The sequence below is a fragment of the Flavobacterium procerum genome, assembly GCF_042431625.1.
GTDB classification, from domain to species: Bacteria; Bacteroidota; Bacteroidia; order Flavobacteriales; family Flavobacteriaceae; genus Flavobacterium; species Flavobacterium procerum.
Genome location: NZ_JBHLYW010000006.1, coordinates 1 through 11,346 on the forward strand (window position 1 = coordinate 1; position 11,346 = coordinate 11,346).

At 33.1% G+C, this 11,346-nt stretch carries 7 protein-coding genes and 1 rRNA gene; 4 read left to right on the forward strand and 4 right to left on the reverse strand.

Annotation, left to right across the window (positions count from 1 at the left end):
• Positions 1–77: ribosomal RNA gene (gene rrf, locus ACFFLS_RS26110) — 5S ribosomal RNA — on the forward strand; the annotation flags it as partial.
• A gap of 97 nt (positions 78–174) precedes the next feature.
• On the opposite strand, the gene ACFFLS_RS05190 is transcribed toward rrf, so the two are convergent.
• The gene (locus ACFFLS_RS05190) at positions 175–1,821 is read right to left on the reverse strand and encodes a GAF domain-containing hybrid sensor histidine kinase/response regulator (protein WP_379682383.1); all 1,647 of its coding nucleotides are present in this window, start codon (positions 1,819–1,821) and stop codon (positions 175–177) included.
• A gap of 363 nt (positions 1,822–2,184) precedes the next feature.
• Here ACFFLS_RS05190 and ACFFLS_RS05195 point away from each other — a divergent pair, with 363 nt between their 5' ends.
• Both ACFFLS_RS05195 and ACFFLS_RS05200 read left to right on the forward strand, forming a co-directional pair.
• Positions 2,185–2,766, forward strand: a complete 582-nt coding sequence (locus ACFFLS_RS05195; RefSeq protein WP_379682382.1) for a Crp/Fnr family transcriptional regulator — start codon at positions 2,185–2,187, stop codon at positions 2,764–2,766.
• Positions 2,767–2,865: 99 nt separating this feature from the next.
• Positions 2,866–3,243 (forward strand): helix-turn-helix domain-containing protein, encoded by a 378-nt coding sequence (locus tag ACFFLS_RS05200; RefSeq protein WP_379682381.1) that lies wholly within the window; start codon positions 2,866–2,868, stop codon positions 3,241–3,243.
• A 187-nt stretch (positions 3,244–3,430) separates the two neighbouring features.
• Here ACFFLS_RS05200 and ACFFLS_RS05205 read toward each other — a convergent pair whose 3' ends face one another.
• Positions 3,431–4,267 carry an SMP-30/gluconolactonase/LRE family protein gene (locus ACFFLS_RS05205; RefSeq protein ID WP_379682380.1) on the reverse strand — a complete coding sequence of 279 codons (837 nt, stop codon included), beginning with the start codon at positions 4,265–4,267 and terminating at the stop codon, positions 3,431–3,433.
• An 862-nt stretch (positions 4,268–5,129) separates the two neighbouring features.
• On the opposite strand from ACFFLS_RS05205, the gene ACFFLS_RS05210 reads away from it, so the two are divergent.
• Positions 5,130–5,942: a formate/nitrite transporter family protein gene (locus ACFFLS_RS05210; protein ID WP_379682379.1), complete on the forward strand. Its 813-nt coding sequence runs from the start codon at positions 5,130–5,132 to the stop codon at positions 5,940–5,942.
• Positions 5,943–6,532: 590 nt separating this feature from the next.
• On the opposite strand, the gene ACFFLS_RS05215 is transcribed toward ACFFLS_RS05210, so the two are convergent.
• The gene (locus tag ACFFLS_RS05215; protein ID WP_379682378.1) at positions 6,533–6,913 is read right to left on the reverse strand and encodes a hypothetical protein; all 381 of its coding nucleotides are present in this window, start codon (positions 6,911–6,913) and stop codon (positions 6,533–6,535) included.
• A gap of 221 nt (positions 6,914–7,134) precedes the next feature.
• Positions 7,135–11,205 carry a hybrid sensor histidine kinase/response regulator transcription factor gene (locus ACFFLS_RS05220; RefSeq protein ID WP_379682377.1) on the reverse strand — a complete coding sequence of 1,357 codons (4,071 nt, stop codon included), beginning with the start codon at positions 11,203–11,205 and terminating at the stop codon, positions 7,135–7,137.
• Positions 11,206–11,346 lie beyond the last annotated feature (141 nt).

Below are 11,346 nucleotides of genomic sequence, written 5' to 3' on the forward strand. Positions count from 1 at the left end.
CCATTCCGAACAGAGAAGTTAAGCCCGCCTGCGCAGATGGTACTGCATCATTGTGGGAGAGTATGTCGTCGCCTTTCTTTAGGAATCCTCATCATTGACTTGATGAGGATTTTTTTTTGCCTCATGTCATTTTTTCATTTTCCATAATATTGCCTTATGAGTTACTTTAAAGGATTATATTCTTTTTTTAAGTACTGATTTTATGGTTTCCAAAAGCTCATACTGCTTAAATGGTTTAGGGATATAACCGTTCATGCCAGCATCCAAGCATCGGTTTTGCTCTCCTGCCATAGAATGTGCAGTCATTGCGATAATTGGAATAGATTTTTTCATCTCTCTACGAATATATTGTGTGGTCTGATAGCCGTCTCGAATTGGCATCTGCAAATCCATAAGCACGAGATCATATTCGTTTCGCGAAAGCAGCTCAATTCCCTGATTGCCGTTTTCGGCTATGTCAATTTTAAATCCGAATCCTTCGATTACATTTTGAGCCAGTTTCTGATTGAGGTAATTGTCTTCACACAGGAGTATATTGAGCCTACCGAGATTGTTGACCATTTTGGTTTCTGGATGGTCAGTTTCCAATACTGCTTTTTTATAAGATACGGTGAAATAAAACTCTGATCCGCTTCCTTCGAGGCTTTTGACATGAATATTCGAATCATGCAGTTGTACAAGCTGTTTTACAATGCTAAGCCCAAGTCCCGTACCACCGAATTTTCTAGTTGTGCTCTGCTCAGCCTGAGTGAATCGCCCGAAAATAGTATTAAGATGCTTCTGTGATATGCCGATACCAGTATCTTTTACCAGAAAGCGTATCTGATAGCTATCGTCTGTTTCTGCTGTTTTTTTTACAGAGATAGTCACTTCTCCTTCCATGGTAAACTTAAGAGCGTTGCCAGCCAGATTTACCAATATCTGATTGAGCCTGCCTGGGTCGCCGGAAATTATTTCTGGCAGTTCTGCATCTAGATAAAGGTTAAAGTCTACTCCATCTCGCACTTTTACCTTGAGAAGGTCATAGACATGTTTAAGCACTTTCTTAAGCTCAAATGGTCGTTGCTCCAACGTTAGGCTTCCTGATTCAATTTTAGAGAGATCCAGAATGTCATTAACAATAAGTAGTAAGTTCTCTCCTGCAATCTTTACATCTTTTACAAAATCCAGCTGTTGTTTATCGAGACTGGTTGCAGCCAAAAGTTCGGTAAAACCAATTACTGCATTAAGAGGTGTTCGAATCTCATGACTCATATTGGCTAGGAAATTCTCTTTAGCCGCTACGGCACGGTCGGCTATATTTTTCTGCTGAGAAAGTTCATTGTTTTTGTTGCCTAGTTCCAGAGTATTGATTACATGTCGAGCTACAATGGTAAGGGCATTTCGCTGGTTTTCATTTAATTCTCTAGGCTCATGGTCTACAGCACATAAGACTCCTATAACGTATCCGTCTGGAGTTGTGATAGGCATTCCGACATAGAATCTTATCTTATGGCCGCCTGTTACATTGGGGTCATCTTTGAAGCGCTCACTCAGTAGGGTATCGGGAATTTCTACTATTTTGGAATCCATGATGGTATAGCGAGAGAAAGTGATTTCTCGTGGTATTTCGGAAATATCGAATCCAACCTTTGATTTGAACCACTGACGGTTTTCATCAATAAAAGATATATAAGCTATCGGAACCCCGCAGATGTAAGAAACCAGCGCTGTAGCATCATCAAAAACCTGATCAGGAAGTGTATCTAGTATATTATAGCGTTTTAAGGCATTAAGGCGTTCAGTTTCATTGAGAGGAACCGGCGTTATAGAAGCAGTCATGATTAAAAATAAATGTATTACAAAAAGAAAAGTTTAAGAACCTTTAAAAATAAATGTACACAATATTTTTATGATGGATATTAATTGGACTATATTTTTAAGTTTTTAGATATTTATCAACAGTATTCGTAGGCATTGGAAGATAATTCTTATAGTTAGCAGACTGTACTTCAAAAATGAAGTTGACTTCTAAGTAAGCATAGCTTAATGTAGCGAAATTGGAGATAGCTCCATGTTGTGTTTAATGCATATAACTTTGAAATTCTTATGTGCTAACATATTATTTATTTGGCATTCAAAATAATAAAAGTTCTTAAAGCGTTATTAAAAGTGAATAGTATTAATTGAAATTTAAAAGAAAATATGAGCCAGGAATTTGGAAGCATATATGAATTAATACGTCATTATATAGAAATTGATGATGTGGAATGGGCGTATTGTAAATCGATGTTTACATTAAAAAAAATCAAAAAAAAAGAAATAATCCTTTCTAAAGGGGATGTTTGTGGCGAAATATATTTTGTATTGAAAGGTTTATTAAGGATTTATTTTATTGATCAGAATGATGATGAAAAAACATTCCATTTTTCACTAGAAAATACCTTTGCGACAGATTACCAAAGCTTTTTAAAAGAGATTGTTGCCGATTTATATATTCAGGCTCTTGAAAACACTACTGTTTTAGTCATTACTTACGATATGCTGAGACTGCTTTACAGTAACCTTCGGAATGGAGAGAAGTTAGGAAGGCTTATTGCGGAGGATTATTTTTTTATGATGAATGAGAAAATTAAGGGGCTTTATACGCAGACTCCTTTGCAGCGCTACAACAGTATGAACGCTGCTTATCCAAAAATACTTATTCGAGTGTCTCAGCATTATATCGCCTCCTATCTCAATATCAGCCCTGTTCATTTAAGTCGTCTGAAGCGAGGTATTGAGTAATTTTTACGTGAAAACGTAAACAAATGTTATTGCTGTTTTTTGTTTCCTAACTTAATTTTGTCAGAAAGCAATAATTAATAAAAGCCAATAAAATTAAGTATGATAAAGGTGTCAATAGGGAATAAGATTAAAAGTATAAGAGAATTAAAAAATTATACACAGCAATATGTGGCAGGTCGGCTCGAAATGACTCAGGCTGGTTATAGTAAAATTGAAAAAGGAACAGCAAGTCTAAGTATTGAAAAACTTGAACAACTGTCTGTTATTTTAGAATTGCCAATAGAAAGTATAATTAAGTTTGAAAGAAGTAGTTATTTTGTTGAAGCCCAAAATTATGCTGTAAGTGATAGGTCTAGTGACATAAGTTTTAACACAGTTAAAAAGCTTTACGAAGATAAGATTGAGCTCCTAGAAAAACTTCTTTTCAAAACAGATAAGGAACTTCAATATTATAAAGAAAAATGTGGTTTAGTATAAAACTTCGTTATTTGGAAAAGAAAGACATCAACAAGAGATTTTGTTGTTCTCTTGTGTTTTTATAGCTTAATAACTCTAGTTTTTTATTTTGAAGACATTGGTTACAGCTTTATTTTCTACATACAGCAGCATATAGTCCCGTTATAACAAATGCTATTGTGTGCCTTTAGATATTATTTAAAAGTTTTTATTTTCCCAAGCGGAATCCTATTACAGTTTTATTTAAAGTAGGCACAATGAGTAAATTATCATTTGCAATGTATTCAATGTCTGCAGTAATAATTTTTTCTTTTCCTAAGTCAATTATCAATGTTTTGTTTCCATCTTCATCAATATTAAAGAGCTGTCCCTGCCAAGCTCCAGAAACGATATATCCATTTTTGCCATTACTTACAATACCATCCAGATTATCAATTCCGCTAAAAATCTGATGATATTTTTGGGTCAGTTTGTTTATGGCGAATGCAGTTTTACTTTCCATATTCAACACTAAGAGATCCTTTTTAGTACATAATAATCCATTAGGCTTAGAAAGAAAATCAGATTCATTCCATATATTTATTTTTCCGTTTGATATTTTATAAATCTTATTACCAAAACAGTCAGAAACGTAAATATCTCCATTGGCGTCTATTGCTATATCGTTAAGGAATATGGCATTATCTATATGATATACTTTCTCAATTTTAGCTGTTTCGGTATTTATCTGGACCACTCTGTTAATATCTGCGACATATAATTTTCTCTTATACAATCCCATTCCCTGAGGGTTATCTAATCCATCAACCCATTTTAAAACTTCTATTTCGCCATTTGTTTTAAGTTTGGAAATAAATCCGTTGCCATCTTTTGCAAGATACTCACCATTTATATTTGAGATGTAGAGAATCTTTTTTGAAGAGTCATAAAATGCCGATTCAGGTTTTAAGAAAAGAGAATCTGACTCCCATACTTTTGTAATACTTTGACTAAATGTGATAAAAGGGATTAATAGTGTAAACCAAAAGAGAGTTAATTTTTTCATTATCAATTTTTAAAAGGTCATTCTGAAATTCTTGATTTAGGTTGTTCTGCAATGAGTCGACTAGTTTAGATAAGAAAGTCTATAACGATTAGTCATATTGAATTAAACTTAATATTTTGGATATTATTTTTTTGTAAATGTAGTTTCTAAAGAAAGGGGCTACAATAGCTAAATATAACCATTTTCAAATTATTTAGAGAAAGGCTTAAAAAGAGTTTTTTTGTGACTCAATAAATTAGTTAAGCGTATTAGCATCTTTACTATCAAAAAATGGAAATATTGAGGAAAACCACTTTTTTATATCATTTTAACAACAAGTAAAATACAATTTGTTTTCTCAGAAAAATTAGAAGCTTTTATAGAAAAAAAAAATAATTTAAAGAGTTCAAATCAAATAGAGACTCTTGCAAAAGTTGCGGTCGTTCTGCGATTCGGACTTTAAATAAGAACAGGGTTATTTTGCCGGCTTTACATTTTTGGAATAATTCTGTGCTACGATTCTGCCATAAAACTTAGACGGGTGTAATATCAAAAAAATGCCTTAGCTTTTGTGGTAGAAAATGTATCCTCTCCAATACCTGTGTTGTTATGATGTTGCTGGGTAGCCTAAATTTTTACCATGTAAACACTTTTTTTAATATTTAAATTATTTATAATCAGTGTTATATCTTGGGAGTAAAAAGCAATAGCAAGTTTTTTAGTAGAAATTGAAAAACCGATTTAGATATTTTCACAAATATTTTAAAAATCTTAAAAAAAATACGTATTTATAAGTATTAATACTTATTTTTGTATTGATTGTTATACGTATTTATTTTTTTATTTCTAAGTATAAGTAGAATGTTAATCTAAATCTTTAAAAATGATGGACTATATCACACCTCATGAGGTTGCAGAAAATATGATGGCCACAGCGGTCAAAAAAGCAGAATTATGTATCAGAGATCTATTAATTAGAGGGGCTCTATCGGGTGCTCTACTGGCAATTTCCGTGGCTCTTGCCTTGATGGCAACTGCACAAACTTCTTTAAGTCTTATCGGGGCATTTGTATTTCCTGTGGGATTTGTAATAATCGTTATTCTTGGTCTTGAATTAGTGACAGGGAGTTTTTCGCTAGTACCATTAGCTTGGCTTGAGGGTAAAATATCAGGTTGCAAAATGATTAAAAATCTAAGTTGGGTATTTATAGGTAATTTACTTGGGAGCTTATTATTTGCAGTTTTATTTTGGGCGGCTAGTACGGAGACTGGACAGATAAAAGAATTGGGGTTAATTGAGCAGGCGATAATCAAAATCAGTGAGAAAAAAACTATTGGTTATGCTGGCCATGGAATTTTAGGACTCTTTTCGGCTTTTGTTAAGGCTATTCTGTGTAATTGGATGGTTTGTATGGGAGTGATTATGTCAATGACTTCAAAGTCAACATTAGGAAAAATATTGGCGGCAGGCATTCCTATTTTTATCTTTTTTGCATTGGGATATGAACATGCGGTAGTCAATATGTTTGTGATTCCAGCAGGAATGATGTTTGGAGCTAAAGTAAGTTTAGGGGATTGGTGGCTGTATAACCAGTTAATTGTTACTGCGGGAAATATCGTTGGAGGATTGCTTTTTACAGGTATGGCAATATATTACACACATACAACTAAGACAAAATCTGTTGAGGATGAATAATTATTATGGTGTAGTGGTATTATTAGGTTATATCGAATCTATGGGAAGTATATTATCTTTAAAGCTTCAAAAAATATTAAATGAATAGCAAAGGTCATTGTTATCGCAAAGCAATTATTTTTTAGTTTTTTTTATTTAAAATTTTGATTTACAGGTATTTGTGTGTAGAGAAAATGCATGGAATAGCAGTTGATGGTACTACAATTCAGCTTTGGAGGTTTAAATGTGCATCTTTGATTGAATCACAAATCAAAAAGAGAAAAAATAGAGTAGGGCCAGCTGGCGGAAGACACTTATATTTTTCGCCTCATTTTTAGCAGCTTCGCTGTGTTTGTTTTAATTTTTACATTGATTTATATAATCAAGTATTTGTTGAAACATTATGTTTTTAAGATATTGAAAGGTTCGAATGGTAGAGTGGGCCTACAAAATTTGTAAATTATTCCAATAATAGGTAAATTTCTTTTCTTATTTAAATACTTATTAACTTGCTATTCTGCAAAGATCAATTATTGGATTATATCTAATTTGCGCAATCGAGATTGTAAAACAAGCGAAAAGAAGCAATAATACTTGAAAAACCGTTGTCACTAAATAATTTCTTCAAGCTTATAAACTTCTCCCCATCTATTTAGTAAGCGACTATCATAAATGTTAAAGGGAATAATTGAACTATCTTTTTCAGTAGACAATCCGGTAAATGTCCAAAATAAATCCTCAAACTTACAAACCAAATATCCTCTATCATTAAATGAGTAATTTCCAACAATCTTATAATTTTGTAAACGTTTAACATCATGCTCATCCATAGGGCGAAAGGCATCAACGACCTTTTTTGTTAGCTCAACTTTACCATGCTCAAAGAACTCTAGCTGATTTTGGTAGATTATACAAAAAAACAAACCACCTGCATGAAGATCAGTATTTGCAATTAAACTTGACTGATATTTTTTATTAATTTCTATTTTCATTAGTGCATTATTAATGAGTGTATTCAATTTGTAAAGTCTTAGTAGGAAGACCAACTGCTTAACTTGTGGGCACCATCATATTAGTCGAAAGGTAGAAATAAACCAATTTTTCGCATTATTCGAACAACAAATCTATAATTTTGTAATGCATCCTAATCTGCCATAGTTTTTTCTGGCAAAATTAAAGATAGCTACAAACCATGATCTAATCAGGATTTCAGTTATATAGTGTCCTTTTTCTGAATGACATTCAACTCCTTGTTAAAAGAATTCCGATATTTTTTGATATATTCTGAAGGTTTCATTCCAAACAATTTTATGAACTGCTGACGGAAATATCGTTGATCTTCTATGCCCACCTGAGGACCAACCTGGGCAATATTAATGTTTTCAGTAAGCATGATTACTGCAGCCCTGCGGATTCTGATAGATCGAATAAAAACATTTACGGTCTGTCCAGAAATTGCCTTAATCTTTTTGTAAAGACTTGAATGGCTCATGCCCATTGCGGTAGAGAAACTCTTTAGGTTAAATTCGCTGTTTTCAAGATTAGCTTCTATGATTTCGATACATTTATCAAGAAACTCTTTGTATTCAGTAGGAACTTTATTCACATTTTCGTGAAGCGTAATACTGTCTAAGAAATACTTGCGCAATTGCCCTCTGTTTCGAATTACAGAGTCTACTCTTGCCAAGAGTATATCACTGTCAAAAGGTTTGGTAACATAATCGTCGGCACCTTCTGTAATGCTTTGCAAATGAATGTCGTTGCTGGTAGTAGCCGTAAGAAGTATTACAGGAATATGGCTCAAATCATCGTTTTGTTTGATTTTTTTGCATAAATCCAAACCGTTCATGCCTTCCATAGAAATGTCGCTCAGTACAATATCTGGCATATGTTTTTCTACCAGTTTTAATCCTTCAATACCATTAGCGGCAGCATAAACAACATAGTTTTTAGAGAAAAGCTGCACCAGATAATGATTCATTTCAGGATTGTCTTCCACAATAACCAGTGTTTTTTTTGTACTGATTAACTCTTCCTGAAGAATTTCTGGATAGGATGGTTCTGTTCTTTTTTCATGTGTATTTTGATGAGCAACCGGTATTCCTTCAAGAAGTTCTCCTACAAGTGATGACATGTGCGGATGATTTTCGCTGATGTTCATTTCTGCAAAATGATTATTTCCTTTTGGAAGCGTAATTAGGAATGATGTGCCTTCGCCAACTTTACTTTTACAGATGATTTCCCCATGATGTTTATTCACAAAATATTTGGCAATATAAAGACCAATTCCAAAACCATTGGTAGATTTGGACTGAATTTGTTTGAATTTTTCAAAAATAGTTTCAATATCTTTTTCATCGATACCGCTTCCAGTATCCGATATAATTATCGAAACATCGGCAATATTTTCGATTACTTCAATGGTAATCGATCCTTTGTTTGGAGTGAATTTGAAAGCATTAGAGATTAAATTGAATAGTGTAATCTCTATTTTTTCATAATCGCCAAATATTTCAGTCGCTGTTTCATTTTCAATAAATTGATAATTTAGATTTTTAACAGTAGCCATTTGTGTAAAGCTTTCGTAGATTTCTTTGCAAAGTAAATTTAAATTAATCTTCGAAATTTTAAGTTCATCAAGATCTGCATCCGCTTTTCTAAACAGCAGTAATTGATCTGTAAGACTCAATAGCCTTTTAGCATTTCTATAGGCTAGATTTAGGTCAAGATTATCTTCAGTACGATTTTTTCTTTCAATTGCGCTTTTAAGCGGATTTATGATTAAAGACAAAGGAGTACGCAATTCATGAGCCATATAAGTAAACATAGAAAACTGTTTCTCTGCATGTTCCTTATCTTTTGTGTGCTCCATACGAGCGAGTTTTATTTCATAGCGAAGTCTTTCCTTATTTTTATGATAGCCGACGTAAGCGTAAATCGCAGCAATTATGCCGATTAAATAAAATGTATATGCCCACCAAGTTCTGTACCAAGGCGGAAGAATTTTTACTGTTGCCAGCGTTACTTCATTTGTCCAATTTCCAAAAACATCGGTTGTTTTTACTTTAAAAACATAAGTTCCTTCAGTCAATCGAGAATAACTTGCTCTGTTATTTTTTGAAGTATAATTCCAGGTTTTATCCCAGCCTTCTAGAAAATAAGCGGTATTGATTTTTTCAGAATTAATATAATCCAGATAGACAAAATCAAAACTTAATGCCGATTTATCATAAGGAAGCTCGACACTACTTATCATTTCGAGTTTTTTTTCTCTTATATAATGGCTATCCAATTGTAAAGACTGATTGTTTACCAGCAAATCATTTAATAAAAATCTGCCTGTATTTTTTTTATCTTTTATATTATCTGGATGAAAAACATTGAATCCGTTTAGACCTCCAAAAATAAATTCTCCAGTAGAAAGTTTTGTACCCGCATTCCAGCTAAATTGAGTACCCTGCAGTCCGTCAGTGGTGCCAAAATTTCTGAAAGTATTATTCTTTGGATTAAATCTAGAGATTCCATGATACGTACTCATCCATAAATTTCCTTCTTTATCTTCTAAAAGACGTAATATGGTATTGCTTGGAAGACCGTTTTGAGTCGTATATTTTTTAGTAGTTCCTGTTTTTCTATCAAATAAAAGCAGACCGCCTTCTACCGTGCCAATCCAAAGATTGTTATTTTGATCCTCTGTTATACATCTAATGTTGTAATCAGAATGATAGTTTTTAATGTTTTTTGTTTTCGAATCTATTTCAAAAAAAGAATTGAAAGTTCCTCCCCAGATTTTCCCGTCTTTGGTTTCATAAAGACAAGTTACGTCGCGTAAAGTGTTGCTGTAGCAGATGAACTTATTTTGTTTTCTATCAAACTGATATAATGCGCCAGCATTTGTTACGGCAAGCCATAGCGTATTTTTTGAATCTAAAAACAATAGCCATGATTCCTGTTCTGCTTTTTTAGTAAATTGATTATAGATTGAAAAATTCTGTATTGCCTTTGATTTTGGATCTATACGGCATACACCACCTTTCCACATGGCGACCCAAATCGCATTATCAGAATCTCTGACTATACTGGTAACAAAATTGCTTTGAAGTTTTCTGCCGGCTGATGATGTGGTAGAGTAGACATCATAGGTGTTTTGCTTTCTGTTCCAGTATCGCATTCCTGCGCCATCTGTACCAATCCAAATGTTTTTCTTTTCATCTTCACAAAAAGAAAGCATGAAATTGGCAGCTGGATCTTCGTCTTCTTTATTAGTTTGTGGGTCTTTGCTTTTAAAATGATTAAAATAGAGCGGTTTTTTTCCCATCATACTAACACCGCCGCGTAAAGTTCCAAACCACATTTCTCCGTTTTTACTTTCGAAAATATCATACAGCGATTTACTGTTTAGTAAGGAAACAGGACCGCTTGCTTGATAAGAAACAGGAGTAGACTGATTTTTTGTGATAGTGTAAAGTCCTGCGCCGTCAGTAGCAATCCAAAGCCTGTTGTCCTGTTGAAAAAAATCACGGACTACTTTTTTTTCCTGAAAGTAATTTTTTGAATAGCTATTGAGGTTTGTATTGTATAAGTACGCGCCTTCATCAGATCCAATCCAAAGTCCTTTATTTGTCAGTTTTATACAGTTTGCACCCGTAATGTTGTTATTTAGAAGTGTTATTTTTTTTGATTTAATATCATATCGGCAAAGACCAGTTCCAGTTATAAAAACATAGAAGATTTTTTTCTTTTGGTCGTAAGCTATGGAGCGGGCTATATAATTTAATTTTCCATTAAATGGGATTGCTGTTCCAGTTTTCTCGCCTTCTTTATATAATACAATGGCTTCTTTTGTAGCAATAAGAATAATATTTTCAGAATGTACAGCAATTATTTCGTAGGCAGTAATTTGTAAAGGTTTAACTTTTTTATCAATGCCAATATATTTCAACGGACTAAAAGAAGATCGTTCTGCATTAAAAATAACAGGTCCAGCAGTTGTTCCTATCCATAAATTGTTTTTATAGTCACCTTCAATGCAACTTATGGCGTTTCCTTGAATAGAATTAGGATCGGTATGTATATTACGGTAAATTTTAAAATCGTTTCCATCATATCTGTTAAGCCCATCAAAAGTTCCAAACCACATGTATCCATTTTGATCTTGATATATGGACGCAACAGAATTGTTAGAAAGTCCTGATGAGATATCAAGATGCCTTATTGGGTAATTTTGCCCAAATGCATTTATATAAAGAAGACCAATAAAAATAAATAAGGTTAGCTTATTCATAGAAAATTTTTAAAAAAGCATGTTGCTTCTTGATATACGAAAAATTGAAGAGATCCGATCTGTAACCTGTATCAATTTTTATATGAATGTGATATCTATATGCTTTGCGAAAATAATGTATTTATTATTTAGTGTGTTAAA

Excerpts from the sequence above, each read along its gene's own strand:
- ACFFLS_RS05190 (WP_379682383.1), bottom strand. The coding sequence starts at position 1,821 with ATGACTGCTTCTATAACGCCGGTTCCTCTCAATGAAACTGAACGCCTT.
- ACFFLS_RS05195 (WP_379682382.1), top strand. The coding sequence starts at position 2,185 with ATGAGCCAGGAATTTGGAAGCATATATGAATTAATACGTCATTATATA.
- ACFFLS_RS05200 (WP_379682381.1), top strand. The coding sequence starts at position 2,866 with ATGATAAAGGTGTCAATAGGGAATAAGATTAAAAGTATAAGAGAATTA.
- ACFFLS_RS05205 (WP_379682380.1), bottom strand. The coding sequence starts at position 4,267 with ATGAAAAAATTAACTCTCTTTTGGTTTACACTATTAATCCCTTTTATC.
- ACFFLS_RS05210 (WP_379682379.1), top strand. The coding sequence starts at position 5,130 with ATGATGGACTATATCACACCTCATGAGGTTGCAGAAAATATGATGGCC.
- ACFFLS_RS05215 (WP_379682378.1), bottom strand. The coding sequence starts at position 6,913 with ATGAAAATAGAAATTAATAAAAAATATCAGTCAAGTTTAATTGCAAAT.
- ACFFLS_RS05220 (WP_379682377.1), bottom strand. The coding sequence starts at position 11,205 with ATGAATAAGCTAACCTTATTTATTTTTATTGGTCTTCTTTATATAAAT.